This is a genomic window from Sphingopyxis lindanitolerans (assembly GCF_002993885.1).
Taxonomy (GTDB): Bacteria; Pseudomonadota; Alphaproteobacteria; order Sphingomonadales; family Sphingomonadaceae; genus Sphingopyxis; species Sphingopyxis lindanitolerans.
This window is the reverse complement of the sequence record NZ_PHFW01000004.1, coordinates 95,916-113,152: the sequence shown is the minus strand read 5'-3', so window position 1 is coordinate 113,152 and position 17,237 is coordinate 95,916. Positions and strand designations below refer to the sequence as shown.

Sequence of the window (17,237 nt, the reverse complement as noted above, 5' to 3'; positions counted from 1 at the left end):
TCGTCCAAACGTAGGTATATTGCCATTCTGGAACCTGCTTCGGAGTCGGGTGATGATGGACTTGAACGACGAACAATATCACCGCCTCCAACATGCTATAGCCCTCACGCGCGAAAGCCTCGCTATCGCGGCGGAGCTGGGCGACGATCTATCAGCCTTTCAACTGAAACACGCGCTCCATTCGCTGCATTACATTAGCGAGCTAGAGGCCGAAGGCCATGACGATCGGGAGCCTGTCACCCTGACCGTGGATGAAGCGGAGGCCCCGCGAACTGCGAGAACAATGCGAGACACGGACCTGAGCGATGAACAATATCGCGGCCTCCTCCACGCTATAGACCTCGCGCGGGAAAGCCTCGTTATCGCGGTGGAGATGGACGACGACATAACCGCCTTCCATCTCAAAACCGCGCTCCGTTCCCTCGACTATTCTAGGAAGCTGGTTTCCGCTTGATCTAGCGTCGAACGCTGCGGCGCTGGGCCGGTCGATCGTCTCCGATAACCGGCCCGGAACGCTTCCTTTCGCGTTCGTCGTCCAGCTCGATCCGGGGAGCCTCCCGCTCCTGCTGACGCGGGTTCTCGATCGCCGCCCTGATCTGGCGCACCACGCCTTCACGGCCCAAGCGGCTGTTCTGCTGCAAGTCGTTGAAGTCGGTGAAGCGTGCCGGGTCGGCCTGCTGCTCGCCGGGGGCGAAGGTCGGGAAGACCGGAACGCCGTTCACGGCCTGCGCCGCTTGGGTCGCCTTCTCCTTGCCGGGATTGTAGCCGAATTTCTCCAAGACGCGCTGATCGTCCTCGCCCATGATGAAAATCGGCTTGTCGGGGTAACGCTCGCGCAACGCGGCTGCGACGGCGGGGAGGTTGCCGGAATCGAACGCCGCGACGGTCGCATGGTCCACCACGCTAGAGACGGTCGCCATCGTCGCGTAGCCTTCGCCAATCATAATGCGCGGGGCCTTGTCGAGCGCGGCTAGTGCGGCCTGCGGCGTCACGCCCCCGTTGACCACATGGAAACAGCTTTCCTTGTGGCTCTCCTTCGCAAAACGCTTCGTGCCGTCTTCCTGAATATATTGCGTCGTCCAGTGCTTGCCGCTGGTGTCGATCGCCGGAAGGTGGATTGTAGTATCGCTGGCGCTGGCGAGCGCGCCGATCGTCGGCGCAATACCCTTCCTCTCCATGTAGGGCGTTGCCTGCTCGATCTGACGGCATTGCGCGGCGCGCTGCTGCACGCGCTCGGCCGTCGCATCATATGTCGCCGCCCGCTCCCGCTCGCGCTCCTCTCGCTTGGTGGCGGCCTCGGCGTTCAACCGGGCCTTTTCCTCCTCGCTCAACGTGTAGCCGGTGCTTTTCCATCGCATATCCAGCCCCGAACGGTTGTTCTTGATGTAGCCCGCTGGGTGGCCATCGGTGAAGGCGACATAGAAACCCGCCGCCTCGCCCTTTCCATCGCCCTGTGCCGGAACGCGGTGGGTCTTGCCGTCCATCATCGGGTGCCCTGCGGGAACCTCAAGGCCAAGAGATTTCATCGCGTCGGCAAATTCGACCTCCGGGCTTTTCGCCTCCTTCTGGCGCGGCTGATTGTCTATTTTCCAGCGCGCCAGCTTCTCCGGGTCCGCGCCCTCCGGCGCATACCAGCTCTTGCGAGCGGCATCCCATTTCGCGCCGTTGGCTTTGGCAAGGGTTCGTTCGCCATAAGGCACCGCCAGATATTCGCGTGCCTGTCGCGGGGTTTCGTGCATCGTTTGCCCTTCCTGCGGCTGCTCCGGGGCCGTGGGGCGCTGCGCGCGCTCGCCGGGGAGCGATTGGCCTAGATCTCCTGCGGGTGCCTCTACGGCGCTTGAAAGCCATTTCTGGAACGGCTCGACATTAGCGCCTGCCGGAACATACCACGACTTTTCGGCCTTATCCCATTTCGCGCCCAAGGCTTTCGCCTCGTCCTTTTCCCGATAGGGGACCGCAAGATATGTGCGGGTGGAAGGCTCTGGCGCGGCGTCCCGCTGGTCGGTCGCGGCGATGCCCAAGGGCGGCGAATTGACCGCATAGAGAGGGGCCAAGCCCTGCCGCTCGCGGCGCTCATCGGCATATTGCTCGGCCTTCAAATTGACAAGGCGGGCAACGTCCTCCGGGTTCTGGTCGCGGCCGTCAAAATCGGTGATCTGGTTCGGCCCAAGCGACAAGGCGATATAGCGGCGGCGTTCGCTATCTGCGGAATAGCCCGCCATAAGGTTTCGCTCGCCGTTCGGGGTTATCATCGTGCCGATCGGCCCGACGCCCTCAAATTGCCGTCGAACGGTGTGCATCGGCCCGCCACTATCAACCGGCTCCCAACCGTGCTTGTCGATCAGCGCGCGCAAAGTGCGGTCGGAATAGTGCTGCTGCGGCTCCGGTATAGGATCGCCTATGGCGGCAACGGCCCCGGCTGCGGCGGCCCATCTGTCGCCGCTATGGTCTGTCAGCCGCTCGACCGTAAACCCGGAGGCATTGAGCGCCGCCGCAAGCCCCGGTCTGGCGAAGGCGGCCTTTATACGCTCGTCCAGCTCCATATTGAGGTCGTCGGATATTACTAGGTCCGCTTCCTCGTTCCCCTCGAAATGGGGGCCGTTCTGCCACTCCTCATAGGCTTGAACAGTCTTGGCCATGTCCGCGACCGCAAGCCGATCGCCCTCATCAAGATCATTCTGGCGATACTCCTGCGCCTGCTGGAAGTCTGGCGGTAGAGTAACGCGGAACCTGTCAAAATCCTCGCGCGTGGCAGGCCGGATTTGATCTAGCGGACTGGCATAGAATGGCCCGTTAATCGGGTTGCGCCCGTCTATATTGCTGGCAAGAACGCCCAACATCGCCATGCCCGGCTGCTGATAGCAAAGCGTATTTTCGTTGCTGACGAAATATTGCGTATGGTCGTGTGCCTGCTCGACCTGCTGAACCTGTTTTTGTTCCAGCGCCAGAACATAGGTGTGAATCTTCTCGGCGTCCGATGCGGCACGGACAATCTCAAGCGGGTCTTCCTCAAGGACTTTGATCCATGATCCGACATAGGCCGCGTGCTGCTCCGGGTCGTGGCCGATCTGCAATTCCTGCCCGGTTATGAGGCTCGCAATCTCGGCCCGCAATTCTTCGCGGGCATAGCCTTCCGAACCGAACGGGTGCGCCAAATCCCGGTCAAGGCGGTTGGGGTGGCCAGTCCAGTGCCCCAGCTCGTGCAGCGCCGTGGCGTAGAACCGATCCGCGCTCGGAAACTGGCTCCGCAACGGCAAGGTGATGCTGTCGGTCGAAGGCCGATAATAGGCGCGGTCGCCCGCTTCCTCGGTGATTTTCGCGCCCGACGCCCGCAAGATGGCCTCGGCCCGCTCCACCGGATTCCATTCGTGCGTAGTGGTGACGATCGGGGCAAGCCCGTCGATCTGCTCGGCGTTGAACACCACGGCATAAAACGCACGGGGCCGCTCAAGCTCGACCTTCTCTTTCCTCTGGCGACCCTCGGCATCCAGAACGGGCTTACCGCTCTCGTCCCGAACTACCCGCTCCTCCTCGAACTGCCAGTATTGGACAAGGGAGCCTTTCTCGCCCTTCCGCACCTGTGCGCCTTGGGCTGCGGCCTGCTTGTATGTCAGCCAGCGATTATCAGCCCGGCCCTCGGACATGAGATTGAGGACATTGACGCCGCGATAGCGTTTCCCCGTGGTGGGGTTGAACGGCAACCCGCTGCTGCCCGTCGCCTCCCAAGGCTTTTGCCAAGGGGCGGTGCCCTGCTTCAACTGCTCTATCAGCTTGTCGGCAACGCGCTGGTGAAAAGGTATCTTGCCCTCGGCCATATCCTCGCCTCCTCCCGATTAGTCGGCGTTGCGCGCTGCCGCGATCAATTCGCCGCGTCCCGTGGCGATCGGCTCCGCGTCACCATCAAGCCCTTCCTCGGCCTCGCGCGCGTCGGCCTCGCTCATGGCATCCTCAACAAAGGCCCCCGCCCGCTCCGCCTCCTCCGGGTCGAACTCCACAACCGCGCCGGGAGTCTCGGCGTCGGCAAGTTTGCGCGTCACCAGCTCGTCAAGGGTGGGCACGTCCTGCGCATTGGGTTGATCCGTCATGCTCGTTCTCCTTTGCTGAAATCGGGCTGTCCCTTGTTGTCGAAATAGGTCTGTTTGCAGCCGGGATAGGCGCTGCAACTCCACCAGAAGGCCCCCTTCTTTTTCGCGGAAGGACGCCGCACTAGGCCAGCGCCGCACGCTTGGCATTTGTGCTGCTGCGACGGCACGGGCGCGGGAGCCTTCACCAGCTCCGGCTTGCCCGCCTTGTCATTGGCGGTGAATTTACAGCCGTCGGCATAGCCGGTGCAGGACCAAAAATAGCCCTTGCTCCCTTTGATCCGGCGCAGCGGCTTGGAACATGACGGGCAAGGCGGCGCGTCGATCGCTATGGCAAGGCCCTGCTCTTTCACCCGCGCGACCTCGCGGCCGACATAATCGGCCAGTCCGCGAACGAATGTCATGGCATCGCTCTTGCCCTCGGCAATCGCGCGCTGCTGTTCGTGCCAAATGGCGGTCATGTCGGGAAATTTCGCCTGATCCGGCAAGGCGTCATAGAAGCCGCGCGCCTGCGGGGAGCTGATGATATTCTTGCCCTTCTCGATCAAAAAGCCGCGATCGAAAAGCGTGGCTATGATGCTGTCGCGGGTCGCCGGGGTTCCAATTCCGCCATGCTCGCCCGCCTTCCCCTTGTCCTTCTCGATCAGGAGTTTCCTAAGCCGCTCGTCCCGAACATATTTGGCCACCCGCGTTAGGTCGGTCAAAAGCGTGGCCATCGTATAGAGCGGCTTGGGCTTGGTTTCCTGCTGGTCGGCGCTGGCGGAAAGGCATTGCCCGGCCATGCCCGACGCGATCGAACGCAAATCGGCCGCAAGGGTGTCCTCGTCCTCGGCAATGTCCTCATTGCCTACATCGTTCTTATAGAGAACCGTCCAACCCGGCTTGGTCACAACCTTGCCCCGCGCGGCAAAGGCGTGACCCGCAACCTCTATCTCGATTTCGGTCTGGTCATATTGGTTCGCGGGCCAGAACTGCGCGACATAGGCGCGCGCGATCAGCATATAGGTTCGCTGCTCCGGCTCTGTCAGCGCGGCAAAATCGGCCGTGGCTTCGGTCGGAATGATGGCGTGATGCGCGGAAACCTTCTGCGAGTTGAAGGCACGGCTTTTTATCGCCGGGTCCGCGCGCTGCGCGATCGCCGCCAGCATCGGGACCGTCGCGGCGACGGCCGCCAGCACGCCGGGGGCGTCCGCGTGCTGCTCATCACTCAAATATTCGCTGTCGCTGCGGTTGTAGGTGATAAGGCGATGCTTCTCCCGCAACGCCTGCGTAATGTCCTTCACCTGATTGGGCTTATAGCCGAATTTCCGTGCGGCATCGGTTTGCAGCTTCAAGAGGTTGTAGGGCAGCGGCGGCGCTGCCTCTTTCGCCGTGGTCTTGGCGCTGGCGATGCGAGCCGGTTGCCCCTGCACCGCCCCGGCTACCGCCGTCGCAAAATTGCGGTCGATCAAGCGGCGCTGCTCATCAACCGGGTCGCCCTCTCCGATCTGGTAGCGCGCGGGAAAGGTCAGCCCGGCGAAACTGAACTGGCCCGAAACCGTGTAATAATAGCTCTTGGTGTGCGCCTCAAAATCGCGGTCACGGCGGACGACAAGGCCCAAGATAGGGGTCTGCACGCGGCCGACGCTAAGAACGCCCTGAAACCCCCGCGCCTGCGCCGCGAGGGTATAGGCGCGGGTCATGTTCACGCCATAGAGCAAGTCGCCCACGCTGCGCGCCTCGGCCGATGCGGACAACCCGGCAAATTCACGGTTATCCCGCATGGACGCCAAGGCCCGCTGCACAACCTTTAGATTGTTGTCATTGATTAGCAGGCGTTGGACCGGCAACCGGCTCCCGGCCCATTGCAGAATCTCGTCAACAATAAGCTGGCCCTCATCGTCGGGGTCGCCCGCGTGAATGACGCTCCGCGCCGATTTGAGGAGTTTGCCGATCGTGCGGAGCTGGGCGCTCGTCTTGGCGACGGGCCGCTTTTCCCACGGGATGAAGCTGATCGGCAGCGCGGCCATGTTCCACGGGTCTTGCGGGTCCACCAGCTCAAGCATGTGGCCGATCGCCCATGTCACATAATGACGGCCGCAATCTATGAAGCCGTCTTGTCGCGCCCCTCCCCCAAGGCCCTCGGCAATGGCCCGCGCGAGTTCGGGCTTTTCAGCAATGACAATGATCTCCCCGCTCATGCCGTCACCACGTCACTACGGGTTTGATAGGGGCGGTCACTTGCCGCGCGCTGATCGGCCCGAAATAGCGGCCGTCGAAAGAGGCCGCGCCATCGCCAAGGACAAGGATTTCCCCGTCGCCTAGCGTCCAATCGGCATTGAGCCGGGGCAAGGCCCGCCCTGCCCCATCGGCAAGCTGCGGAGCGCTGTCGGGGACAAGGCGGCCGTTGATCCGCACGCCCTGCCCGCCAATCTGAACGCGGTCGCCTTTAGCGGCTAAAATCCGCTTCATCATTTCATAGCTTCCGCTGGGGCAGTCGCCGGGTTCGATGTAGCGCCTACGCAACGCCTCCAAAAAGGGCGGCGCTGCGGGCGGACAGAACGCCACAAGATCGCCCTTTTGCGCGGTCCCGCCCGTCGCCCGATAGACGCCTAGCGGGATGCTCGGCGTAGCGTTGAAGCGAAGGCCCGCCGCCTTCGCGCCAAGCATGGCGATCATGGCCCCCGCCACGCCACAAACCGCATAGCGGCTGACCTTGGCGAAGCTCGGCCGCTTCATAGTTTGATCCTCCGGCCCCCTTCGGGCGGCTTCGGCGCTTGATTGCCCCTGATCGTGTCGCTCCGATCCGGCGCGGGAATCTTGGCGCGGGCACTAAAGGTCGGGTCTTGGAAATAGAGGGGCTGACGGCCGTAGATCATGGGATAGCCTGCGACATAAATCAGCATGTCGCCCGCTTCCGAAATATCTCCGTCCGGGGTCTTCTTCGGCCCCGGCATCCTCATGCACTCATCCGGCGTCAAAAGCGGGCGCTGGGTTTCCTGCACGGTCTTGGACACGGTGCCACCAAAGAACCCCCCGCCCCCGCGTCCCGTGCTTTTAGTGATTTGCTCTTTAAGAACGGTGGTCTGCCCGGTGAGTTTGGAAAGATGCTCGGCCGTCTCAACGCGGTTGGGCGGATAGGCGTTCTGGATATGAGCATTGGAGGTTATCAGCTCATCCGGCCCATAGCCGGTTTCCCGGCTCCTAAGCTGGTTGGTGTCCTGACAAATGAGATAGAATTTCAGGCCGTAGCCTGCGGCGAACGCCAAGGACTCCTGAATGATTCCAAGTTTCCCAAGGCTGGGAAACTCATCAATCATAAATAGCGCGCGGTGCTTGTAGCTCTGAACTACGCGGCCCTCCTCGAACTCCTGCTTGGGCGCGAGGATACGCACCATCATGTTGAGCATGACGCGGACAAGCGGGCGCAGCCGGTCCTTATCCGTGGGCTGGGTGATGATGTAGAGGCTAACCGGCCTCTCGCTGTTCATCAGGTCACGAATGAGAAAATCGGAAGTGGCGGTATTCGCGGCCACAACCGGGTCTTGATATAATTCTAGATAGCTCTGCGCGGTCGATAGAACCGATCCGCCCTCATCATCGGGGCGATTGAGCTGGGCGCGTGCGGCTTTGCCGACAACGGGATGATTTTTGCCGCCCGGCAAATGGCCGAACGTAAGCATTTCCTCCCAAACTTCCTGCGCGGGCCGAACCGGATCGGCCAATACGGCATCCACTTCGGCCAAGGTCGCCGCGTTGCCGCCATGCTTGGCTTTGTAGATGACATGCAGGATCACGCCTACCAGAAGCGCCCGCGAGGTCTTTTGCCAATGGCTTTCGACCCCCTTCCCGTCCGGGTCCACTATCAGCGTAGCGAGATTCTGAACGTCTGCGACTTCGTTGTCAGTCCCTACCCTGATTTCGTCCAGCGGGTTCCAGTGGGCGGAGCCGCGCGAGCTGGCCGGTTCAAACCGCATGACGATCTGGTTGGCGTGCTGCTTCCTCCAACCGGCGGTCAACGCCCATAGCTCGCCCTTCAAATCGGTGATGACGGCGCTATGCGGCCACGAAAGCAGCGTCGGGATGACAAGGCCCACGCCCTTCCCCGATCGGGTCGGGGCATAGGTTAGGCAATGCTCCGGGCCGGAATGGCGTAGATAGACCGTCTTCCCGTTCTTCTCCTGATATGCGCCAATATAGACCCCATCATTTTCAACGAGGCTGGCCGCGCGAATGTCCTCCATGTCGGCCCAGCGGGCCGATCCATGCAGATAGGCATTGCCCTTCCCGGCGTTCGATTTCGCCAGTTTGACAGCAGCGGTTATCAGGACGCCCACGCCGAAAACCACGGTGCCCACGCCCACGGCTTGCCCGAAGGCGGGTTTCAGCGCCGGAACCTCGCTCCATTTGCTGAACCATTGCAGGAAACGCCACGGGGCATAGATATGGCCCGCGTTCGGCCCCAAGGTAGCCTGATAGGCCATCTGGTGCGCGAACATCTGCGTTGCGCTCCATAAGCCTCCAAGGGCGGAACCGGCCACAAGGGCCGCCAGCAACGGGCGATTATCGCCCTTGCTTCCGCGCTCCCGCACTTGCGGCCCGATGGCTGTATTGCGCTTCTTTGCCATGCTTTGCCCTTCTCGCGGCCGTTACCGGCTGCGCCCCTTGCTTTTGACGGTGCCGTTGCTGGCAATCTCGATCGGCTCGCCAATCGCCAGCTTGCCCGCGCGGGCGGCGCTGCGCGCGTCCACGGGCAGCACAAGCATGTCAGCGCCATCTCTTAGGAGTATCAATTTCTGCCCTTCGATTTGTCGCGTCCCGGCGTAAATCAGCGGCCCATGATCGCCAGTGAACAGCCGATGCGCCGGTATATCCATTCCAATGTGACGCTTCGCATTACGTTCCGCAATGTATTTATCCGCTGCTCTGGCCTGATCGTCGCTCATTCGCGGCCGATCGTCGTCCCGTCGCACAAGACGATCTGGCCGGGCTTTTTGGTCGTCCACGTCTGAATGAACATGACGCGGCAATAGCAAGCTACCTCGCTCGGCGTGCTGAACCAGACCGAGTTTGGACAGGTCGCGCAAACTACCTCGGCTTTCGGGCGGCGGCTCTCGTCCAACGCGGCCAATGTTGGGCTTAACGGCGCGCTCGCTGGGGGCCTCGGCTCCTCCGGCGCTAGAATGTCCATTTCTGGCGGGCTGTGCGTGACCAATTCCAACGGCGGCGATGCTGGCTCCTCCGGCTGCAAGGCCGGTTCCGGCGTTGGTTCCTCCGGCGCTGACGGCTCCGGGTCGGAATGTCCCGTTTCGACCTGGTGCTGTGGCGCTGGCGTCTCGTCCAGCGCCATTGACGGCGTTTCGCCCAACAACGCCAGCGCCGCCTCTATCTCCTCGTCCAATGATTTGTCTGTCACGCGCACGCTCCTCTTGCCTGATATTTTGACGGCGGGCCTCTAGATCGGGGTCCGCGAAAGTGATGGGCATGGCCGAACGGGCGGCGGCTTCCACCACAAGGGCCTTGAATTGATCGCTGCCGCTGATCGCCAGCCTGTCGCCATAGCGTTCGTGCGCAAGCCGCAAGGCGGCAACAACGCCCTCGATCTGCGCCCCGCGCGATACATGCAGGCGCTGGCCATCATCGCGCACCGCTGCATTGGCGGTGCGGTAGATGATCGTCCCGCGCTTAGTGATGTGGTCTTGCCTGATCGCTGCGGGATGCGCTGCGGTCGGCATGGCGGCTATATGCAGCGCGTCATTGGGGGCTGTGCGCCGCCCCTCCCGCGCGCGCAGGGCCTCAAGGGCGGTCTGGTCGCCTGCCTTGGCCTGCTCCTGTAGCCAGTCATTCCACCCGCGCCGGGAATTGCGCGACGCAATGCGCTCCCGTTCCCGCCCGTGGGCGGCGACAATCTTGGCAATGGCGGCCTTGGTGGAGCGGGCCGCCAATGCGTAATTGAGGCGCTTAACAACCGGGCCGCCACCTAGCAGCTTTATCGCCGCCCGCTTCGTCCTCCCGATGCGCTTCACCTGTTCAATGGCCGCGCGGCGCTTGGCTGCGGCCTCGGCCAGCTCGACCTTTCGGCGCGTGGCGCGTGTGCCCTGCTGCTCGCGGTAGGCGGAGAATAGGGCGCTGGTGTCGATACGGGAGGGCACGGGGCGCTTTTCATAGGTCTGACGGGCCTTCGGTGCCCCCTCCCCTCCCTGTGCGCTCTGGAAGGCTCCCAAGCGTTTCTCTAGCGCCCCTTTTGACAGTTCGCGCGCGATGGAGCTGGCCTTTACGGTCGTTCCGTCCATCGCCGCAAATATCAGGCCGTTGCCGCGCGCCTGCACCGACAAGCCGAAATTGGCCGCGATCTGGTGCAACTCGGCCCAACTCGCGGCGGCCTTCAATGGCTCGGCGCAATTCCGCTGCGCCCAACCTATCAGGCTTTCCGTGCCCGCGATCTGCTCCATGTCGCGCGCGCGTGCTTCTCCCGCGCGCTGCCGGGCCGCATGATTATCCGGCTCTAACCCGTGCTTGACCTCTAGCCGCTCACAAACAGCGGCAAGGGTTTGATAATCCCGCAACGGCGCGTGGATCGTGTGCCGGACAGGGTGAATCTTGTTGATCGCTAGATGAATATGCGTGTTGTCGGTGTCGTGGTGGACGGCGCTAACCCGTTGATGCTCGGCAAAGCCCAACGCGGCGCATACCGCCTCCTCTATGTCACGCATAACCTCGGCGCTGGGATTCTCGCCGGGCCGGAAGGAAATAATCAAGTGGTAGGTCTTATCCGACGCCGCCCGCTGGTTGGCGGATTGGACAAGCATAACGTCCTGCGCAGCATCTTCTGGCGTATGGCCGTTGCAGTTGGTGACAGTCACCAGACCCACGCGCTCGTCACGTCCCTGCGCGCTGGTGATGTATCGCACCAACCCGCCAAAATCGCTCTTGGAAGTCGCCTTCATGGGGACGTGTTTTGCGATCATCGGCGCGGCCCCTTTTTTAGCCGCTAAAATCTTGCCGGGAGCGCAAGACCTTCCGAATGATGCCGGATAACTCCTCCTGATTGGCCTCGATTTTGGCCAGCACGCCCCGGATGATAACCGGCATCCGCTCCGGGGCCATCTCCTCCAACTTGGCGTCGTCGGTAAGCCATAGCTTCAACAGGCCGCCAAGGCGGCCAAGGTCGCCATTCACGCGCACCAACTCGCGCCCCTGTTCTATGTCGATCAGAGGGCGCGGCTCATGCCCTAATCCAAGGACGCGGAGATAGGTGGATGCGCTCAAGCCGGTTGCCTGCGCGGCGGCTTCGATCTCCGCTTTCTCCTCCGCGCTGCACCATATCTTGACGTGGTGCCGCTCGCGTTTGGCCTTGGGCTTGTCGTTCAACTCTCTCCCTTTCGACGCGGTAGCGGCGGGCCTCGCAGAGCAGGATTCCCGTTGAGCGCCCCCGGTGCGAATAAGGGGAGTAATGGGGGTGTCCGCGCTTGCGTGGATGCCTCCATTACCTATCCTGCCCCGTCTTCGACGTTTAGACGCCAAATAGAAACTGTTGCTGGAACGATCATATATCGTTCACCCCCGAAAATATCTAGCGCCACACGGCCTAATCTGGCAGAAAAATACGATATAGCGGGAGTTCATCGGTTCGTGGCCGGTTTATGAACGCTTTATAGCCGATTATGCGCCGAAAAATATCGTAGGTGGAAATGACAGACAGCGGGAAATCCTTCACGGAGCGATTGCGCGAACGGGCGGCCTCACGGGAGCCGGGGGGCAAAAACCGGAACCTCGCGCAATTCCTCGCCGCTCGATCGGACATAGATGCAGCCCTTGCGGAAGGATGGCCGGTGCGCGGCATATGGGAGCTGCTGACGGAGGAAGGCCGCATTAGCTTCGGCTATGCGTGGTTCGCCAAATACGTTCGCCGGTATCGCGCGCCAGCTACCGGGGAACCGCCCAAGGCACCTCCAGCGCCCCCCTCCCCTTCCCGATCAGCAACGGCCTCGGCCGAAGCTGATCCGCCGCCCCGGCCCAAACCGGCGCGCTTCAATCACCCGGCCACTCCGAACAAAGAGGATTTGGTATGAGCAACGTCCACATAGTTTTGCAGGGCAAGGGAGGTGTGGGCAAGTCGCTCGCCGCCTCGATGCTGGCCCAATATCTGACCAAGCGAGGCGAAAGCCCGCTCTGCATTGATACCGATCCGATCAACGCCACCCTTGCCGGGTTTCAGTCCCTCAACGTGTCCAAGGTCGAGCTGCTGGAAAACGGCGACATAAACCCGCGCAAATTCGACGCCATGATGGAAATGATCGCCGGTTCCAAGGAATCGGTGGTCATTGACAGCGGCGCGAGCAGCTACAGCGCCCTATCCTCCTATATGTTCGACAACGGTGCGCCTGACGTGATTGCCGATCTGGGCCATAAGCTCGTCCTGCATACCATTATCGTAGGCGGGCAATCGCTGATCGACACGCTTCAAGGCTTCGCCTCGGTAGCCGAAGCCTTCCCCGATCCGGCTGCAATCGTCGTGTGGCTCAACCCCTATCATGGGCCTGTCGAGGCAGAGGGTAAGAGTTTTGAACAGCTCAAAGCCTACCGGGAGCTAAAGGATCGGGTCGCCGCGATCGTCACCCTCCCCGATCTGAGAAAGGAAACCTTCGGGGCGGACGTTCGGGACATGCTGGCCGCACGCAAGACTTTTGAGGAAACGCTTGCCGATGGCGACATAGCCCTGATGCAGCGTCACCGCCTCGGCCGCGTTCGTGATGCGGTCTTTGCTGAACTCGACAAGGCTAAGGTCGTGTAATGGCCGATCACGAAAAAATCGCGGCGCTGATCGCGGAAATCTCGCGCCAGCACGGGGTCACGCTGTCCGCCGATGATCCCTTGATGATCCTGCAAACCATCAACGCGATGTTGCTGGGCGAAAGCGCCGATGCGCAGGAGGAGCAACTAAAGGCGTTCAAAAGCGAGCTGGAAGACATGAGCAATCGTTGGTCGATTGCTATCACCGACAAGGCGGAATCGGTGCTGAACGCGGCGCTGGACGCCTCGGAAGCCGCCATGAACGAGCGTATGGGGGCCGCAGCGAAGGCGATCATCAAGGAAGTGGGGGAGCATATCGGGACGGGGCTGCAAAAGCCCCTAAACGATGGCCGGGCCGTCGCTAACCGCAATCTCCTAGCGTCGGGCCTGACGCTGATCGCGGCGCTGGTAGTGTTGGCCGCCGCCCTGTTCCATCATTGACGCCAGCGAAGGCCCCTCCCCCATGTCGCACTATCCCCCATCTCTCGCCAATCCGCGCGCGAGCGTGCGGCCTGCCGGTTTCCGATCGTCCGCGCCGCGCTCGATCGTCTTTTCCCTGATCTGTTCTTTCTCCCGCTCCGCGCGCATGTGCAGCTCATGCAACCGACGTGCCTGCATCAGCTCCTCGAAATCATCGACAAGTTTCGGCTCTCGATATTCGAGCTTGGCCGCTGCGATCGTCTCCACGCGCGGGCCGTGAACGGCCATGCCGTCGCGGATTTCGCGCACGGCTTCCAGCCTTACCGCGATCCGCTGCACGGCCGCTTGCGCGTTGGCAATCCGGGCCTGCCATGCTTGGCGCTTGCCGGGCAGGGACAGGAAGCCGGGGGGCTGCTGCTGGATTTGCTGCAAACGGGCGGTTTGCTGCTCCATCATGCTTTCTAGGCGGTCCTCGATCTGGTTCGCCTGTTCAACCTTCTCCTCAATGACCGTCTGTAGCTGGGCGTTATAGGTTTCCTCGGTTGGCGCGGTGGCGATAGCTGCCGTTTCCTGACTATCCAGCGTGCGCGCCTCGTCTAACAGCCGGTCGGCGTCGGCCTGTGGGTCGCCCGTTCCCTCGTCCAGTGAAAACTTGTCCGGGTCTGCAATCGGCGTGTCCTGCATGGCCGTTCCTTTAGCGGCTAAAATTTCTAGCTTGCACTATATCCGATTTTCTTACCTCTCGCGCCATAAAAAAGGCCCCGCACAAGCGGGGCCTGTAAGGCTGGGCAGGGGAGGGGACTATCCTTCAAGGCCCAGTCGGCCCCAAGCTGCGATTTTGGCCAAGTCGGAGAACGTTTTGGGAACGTGGCATTCGGTATTGACGATGGAAATCATAGAAGAGGACAGTTCGCTCCATCATAGGGAGTGGGTTGATGGATCGGAGTATTCCGGGCGGGGATTTGATCGGACGATGGAGCCTGAGCTTTGCCGATATTGATTTTGTAAATTCGAAGCCGGCCCTGACGCGCCTTGGCCTCGCCGCGCAGCTGAAATTCTTCGCTTCCCTGGGGTTTTTCGCGATCGATCCCGGCTCAATCCCTACCGATGGCCTCTCGTATCTGGCCGAGCAACTCGGTGTCGAGGCTGGCGAGATAGCCGGTTATGACTTTTCCAGTCGGACAGCACGACGGCATTGTGCGGAGATCCTGATCCATCTTGGATATCACCGCATGAAGCGGGTGGATCGCGCGCAATTGACGGAATGGATTGCTGGCGAGCTGTGCCCGGGCGGCCAGTCGATCAATGCCATGCTTGAGCATGTTTTCCTGTGGTGCCGGGACCGGCGTATTTATGGGCCGTCGCGCAAGGAGCTTGAACGTGTCGTTCGCTCACAACGGCAAGATTATCTGGACACCTGGCTGATCGGAGCCAGTGATCGGCTTTCGTCAGATGCGGTGGCGTTATTGGAAGCCTCGCTTGCCGATCCGGACAGCTCGACCGGATTCAACAGGATGAAGGGTGACGCCGGACAGGCAACGCTCGACAACATTCTCGACGTGACCGAGAAACTCGCCTTTATCCAGAGACTTGATCTTCCCCATGATCTCCTGACGGCTACGGGCAAGCCATGGGTCGATCAGATTGTTCGCCGCGTTGCCGGTGAAAAGGCCTCGGAGATGCGCCGGCATGCGCCGGCGCGACAGCTCGGCCTTTATGCGATTTATCTAATGTCGCGGGAGGCGCAACTCACTGACGCGATGATCGACCTGCTGATCGAAACCGTTCACAAGATCGGAACGCGCTCGAAACGCAAGGTGGTGGGCGATATCGCGAAAGACATCGAGCGGGTCTATGGAAAGGAGCGCCTGCTGGTCGAGATCGCCAGCGCCTCGATCAATGAACCATCGGGGCGCATCTGCGATGTCATTTTCCCGATCGCCGGTAAGGCCAAGCTGGCGGCGATCGTCAAGGAGAGCCATGCGAAGGGCGCTCTGGACCGGCGCATCTACAAGGTGATGCGTGGTTCCTGGGCCAATCATTACCGGCGCATGCTGCCAAGCCTGCTTTCCGTACTTGAGTTCCGGTCGAACAACGCGGTGTGGCGGCCGGTCCTGGCGGCCCTCGACTGGATCAGGAGCAAGGTGGATGGCGGATGCCGCTTCGTGCCATTGCAGGATGTTCCGATCGATGAGGTGATTCCAGCGCGATGGCGCAGTTCCGTCATTGATGACGATGGGCGGGTAAACCGGATCAGCTATGAGCTTTGCGTCCTGACGCAACTGCGCGACCGCATCCGCTCCAAAGAAATCTGGGTGGTCGGGGCGGATCGCTATCGCAATCCCGATGACGATCTTCCCAAGGACTTCGAGATCAGGCGAGATGCGTACTATTCCGGCCTCAGCCTGACGCCAGATGCGCAGGCGTTTTGCGCCTCGATCCGGGAGGAGCTTGAACGGGAACTGTTGCTCCTCAATGCCAATATTCCACAAAACGACAAGGTCCGGCTCCTGTGGCGCGGCGACAACCGGATATCGATTACACCGTTCAAGCCCTTGCCCGAACCGAAGGGTCTCGCTTCGATCAAAAGCGAGATCGGTCAGCGCTGGCCGATGACCGGACTGCTGGACGTGTTGAAAGAGGCTGCTCTGGACACGGGATTGATGGATGCTTTCGAAACGTCGGCCTCGCGGGTTACCCTGTCGAAAGCAGCCTTGGCTCAGCGTCTTTTGCTGTGTCTCTATGGCTTGGGCACGAACGCCGGGCTCAAGCGGGTCGCTGGCGCAACACCCGATGTCAGTTACGAGGAATTGCTGCATGTCCATCGCCGTTTCATCCACGCGCCAGCGCTGAGGGAGGCGTGCGCGCGGGTAGCAAACGCGACACTGGCAATCCGCAATGCCGCAGTATGGGGAGATGCGGGCACGGCATGCGCGTCCGATTCAACGAAGTTCGGCGCGTGGGACCGCAACCTGATGACGGAATGGCACGCCCGCTATGGCGGCCGTGGCGTCATGATCTACTGGCATGTGGAGAAGCGCGCGACCTGCGTTTATTCCCAGCTCAAGCGGTGCTCTTCCTCGGAGGTCGCCTCCATGATCGAAGGCGTGCTACGCCATTGCACCGACATGGAAATCCAGCGCCAGTACGTCGATAGCCACGGCCAGAGCGCAGTCGGCTTTGCGTTCTGCCGACTCCTTGGATTTGAGCTTGCCCCGCGGCTGAAAGCAGTGGCACGCCAGAAACTGGCCCTTCCCCAAGCCGGCATGCGCACGCGGCTTTCCAATTTACTGCCGATCCTCTCCAGCCCGATCGACTGGGACGAGATCGAGCAACAATATGACGAAATGGTCAAATATGCCGCTGCCATGCAATCGCGCACCGCCGATCCGGAAGCGATCCTGCTCCGGTTTGCCAGAGCCGAAGTGATGCACCCGACCTACAAGGCGCTGAGTGAACTCGGCCGCGCGGTCAAAACAATCTTCCTATGCCGGTATTTGCGTCAGGAGGCATTCCGCCGCGAGATCCACGAAGGGCTGAATGTGGTTGAGAACTGGAACGGCGCTAATGGTTTCGTGTTCTTCGGCAAGGGCGGCGAGATCGCCACCAACCGCATCCATGAGCAGGAAATCTCCGTTCTGGCGCTACACCTCCTGCAAGCGTCGCTGGTGTATGTGAACACCCGCATGCTTCAGACCGTACTGGTTGAGCCGAAGTGGGCGGGGCGGATGACGCCGGAAGATTATCGTGGTCTCACGCCGTTGATCTACAGTCATGTGAACCCTTATGGCCGCTTCGACCTCGACCTGAACGACCGGATTGATTTTGGACGGCTTGCAGCGTGAGGCGGCTGATCGGCCTATAACATTTGGGTACACCCCAGAGTGATAGGGCCGAGTGACACCATTCGTCTGTCACAAAAGGGTGGGTTTGCGCTCAATGTGACGATACACTGCAAGAGCC

13 protein-coding genes are annotated in these 17,237 nt (G+C 61.4%); 5 read left to right on the top strand and 8 right to left on the bottom strand.

Annotated features, from left to right (window positions below; translation table 11 throughout):
* Positions 1 to 52: 52 nt before the first annotated feature.
* Positions 53 to 454 carry a hypothetical protein gene (locus CVO77_RS20235; RefSeq protein WP_044663218.1) on the top strand — a complete coding sequence of 134 codons (402 nt, stop codon included), beginning with the start codon at positions 53 to 55 and terminating at the stop codon, positions 452 to 454.
* Position 455: 1 nt separating this feature from the next.
* On the opposite strand, the gene CVO77_RS20230 is transcribed toward CVO77_RS20235, so the two are convergent.
* The 7 genes from CVO77_RS20230 to CVO77_RS20200 are packed head-to-tail and all read right to left on the bottom strand — an operon-like array spanning position 456 to position 11,432.
* Positions 456 to 3,815, bottom strand: coding sequence for a zincin-like metallopeptidase domain-containing protein (locus CVO77_RS20230; RefSeq protein ID WP_106000988.1), 3,360 nt, complete (start codon positions 3,813 to 3,815; stop codon positions 456 to 458).
* Positions 3,816 to 3,833: 18 nt separating this feature from the next.
* Positions 3,834 to 4,085 (bottom strand): hypothetical protein, encoded by a 252-nt coding sequence (locus tag CVO77_RS20225; protein ID WP_006954184.1) that lies wholly within the window; start codon positions 4,083 to 4,085, stop codon positions 3,834 to 3,836.
* The gene (locus tag CVO77_RS20220; protein ID WP_006954185.1) at positions 4,082 to 6,262 is read right to left on the bottom strand and encodes a DNA topoisomerase 3; all 2,181 of its coding nucleotides are present in this window, start codon (positions 6,260 to 6,262) and stop codon (positions 4,082 to 4,084) included. Before CVO77_RS20220 ends, CVO77_RS20225 begins: the two co-directional genes overlap by 4 nt.
* Before the next feature lie 4 nt (positions 6,263 to 6,266).
* Positions 6,267 to 6,800, bottom strand: a complete 534-nt coding sequence (gene traF, locus CVO77_RS20215; protein ID WP_006954186.1) for a conjugative transfer signal peptidase TraF — start codon at positions 6,798 to 6,800, stop codon at positions 6,267 to 6,269.
* Complete coding sequence (locus tag CVO77_RS20210; protein ID WP_006954187.1) at positions 6,797 to 8,689, bottom strand: type IV secretory system conjugative DNA transfer family protein; 1,893 nt, start codon at positions 8,687 to 8,689, stop codon at positions 6,797 to 6,799. The genes traF and CVO77_RS20210 overlap by 4 nt, the downstream gene beginning before the upstream one ends.
* 21 nt (positions 8,690 to 8,710) lie before the next feature.
* Positions 8,711 to 11,029 carry a TraI/MobA(P) family conjugative relaxase gene (gene traI / locus CVO77_RS20205; RefSeq protein WP_006954188.1) on the bottom strand — a complete coding sequence of 773 codons (2,319 nt, stop codon included), beginning with the start codon at positions 11,027 to 11,029 and terminating at the stop codon, positions 8,711 to 8,713.
* 16 nt (positions 11,030 to 11,045) lie between these two features.
* Positions 11,046 to 11,432, bottom strand: coding sequence for a plasmid mobilization protein (locus CVO77_RS20200; RefSeq protein ID WP_006954189.1), 387 nt, complete (start codon positions 11,430 to 11,432; stop codon positions 11,046 to 11,048).
* 320 nt (positions 11,433 to 11,752) lie between these two features.
* On the opposite strand from CVO77_RS20200, the gene CVO77_RS21975 reads away from it, so the two are divergent.
* Genes CVO77_RS21975 through CVO77_RS20190 form a run of 3 tightly spaced genes read left to right on the top strand, consistent with a single transcriptional unit; the run spans position 11,753 to position 13,295 of the window.
* Positions 11,753 to 12,133 (top strand): TraK family protein, encoded by a 381-nt coding sequence (locus tag CVO77_RS21975; protein ID WP_196805621.1) that lies wholly within the window; start codon positions 11,753 to 11,755, stop codon positions 12,131 to 12,133.
* Positions 12,130 to 12,855 (top strand): nucleotide-binding protein, encoded by a 726-nt coding sequence (locus CVO77_RS20195; protein WP_006954191.1) that lies wholly within the window; start codon positions 12,130 to 12,132, stop codon positions 12,853 to 12,855. Before CVO77_RS21975 ends, CVO77_RS20195 begins: the two co-directional genes overlap by 4 nt.
* Positions 12,855 to 13,295 carry a conjugal transfer protein TraM gene (locus CVO77_RS20190; RefSeq protein WP_006954192.1) on the top strand — a complete coding sequence of 147 codons (441 nt, stop codon included), beginning with the start codon at positions 12,855 to 12,857 and terminating at the stop codon, positions 13,293 to 13,295. Before CVO77_RS20195 ends, CVO77_RS20190 begins: the two co-directional genes overlap by 1 nt.
* A gap of 30 nt (positions 13,296 to 13,325) precedes the next feature.
* Here CVO77_RS20190 and CVO77_RS20185 read toward each other — a convergent pair whose 3' ends face one another.
* Entirely contained in the window at positions 13,326 to 13,958 is a 633-nt protein-coding gene (locus CVO77_RS20185; RefSeq protein WP_006954193.1) for an IncP plasmid survival protein KfrC family protein, read from the bottom strand.
* A 251-nt stretch (positions 13,959 to 14,209) separates the two neighbouring features.
* Between CVO77_RS20185 and CVO77_RS20180 the strand changes: the two genes are divergently transcribed.
* Positions 14,210 to 17,119 (top strand): Tn3 family transposase, encoded by a 2,910-nt coding sequence (locus CVO77_RS20180; RefSeq protein WP_021224283.1) that lies wholly within the window; start codon positions 14,210 to 14,212, stop codon positions 17,117 to 17,119.
* Positions 17,120 to 17,237 lie beyond the last annotated feature (118 nt).

Bases quoted from the DNA above. Each gene is read 5' to 3' on its own strand.
- CVO77_RS20190 (WP_006954192.1), top strand. From the start codon at position 12,855: ATGGCCGATCACGAAAAAATCGCGGCGCTGATCGCGGAAATCTCGCGC.
- CVO77_RS20225 (WP_006954184.1), bottom strand. From the start codon at position 4,085: ATGACGGATCAACCCAATGCGCAGGACGTGCCCACCCTTGACGAGCTG.
- CVO77_RS20185 (WP_006954193.1), bottom strand. From the start codon at position 13,958: ATGCAGGACACGCCGATTGCAGACCCGGACAAGTTTTCACTGGACGAG.
- CVO77_RS20210 (WP_006954187.1), bottom strand. From the start codon at position 8,689: ATGGCAAAGAAGCGCAATACAGCCATCGGGCCGCAAGTGCGGGAGCGC.
- CVO77_RS20220 (WP_006954185.1), bottom strand. From the start codon at position 6,262: ATGAGCGGGGAGATCATTGTCATTGCTGAAAAGCCCGAACTCGCGCGG.
- traI (WP_006954188.1), bottom strand. From the start codon at position 11,029: ATGATCGCAAAACACGTCCCCATGAAGGCGACTTCCAAGAGCGATTTT.
- CVO77_RS20230 (WP_106000988.1), bottom strand. From the start codon at position 3,815: ATGGCCGAGGGCAAGATACCTTTTCACCAGCGCGTTGCCGACAAGCTG.
- CVO77_RS20235 (WP_044663218.1), top strand. From the start codon at position 53: ATGATGGACTTGAACGACGAACAATATCACCGCCTCCAACATGCTATA.
- CVO77_RS20195 (WP_006954191.1), top strand. From the start codon at position 12,130: ATGAGCAACGTCCACATAGTTTTGCAGGGCAAGGGAGGTGTGGGCAAG.
- CVO77_RS20180 (WP_021224283.1), top strand. From the start codon at position 14,210: ATGGATCGGAGTATTCCGGGCGGGGATTTGATCGGACGATGGAGCCTG.
- CVO77_RS21975 (WP_196805621.1), top strand. From the start codon at position 11,753: ATGACAGACAGCGGGAAATCCTTCACGGAGCGATTGCGCGAACGGGCG.
- traF (WP_006954186.1), bottom strand. From the start codon at position 6,800: ATGAAGCGGCCGAGCTTCGCCAAGGTCAGCCGCTATGCGGTTTGTGGC.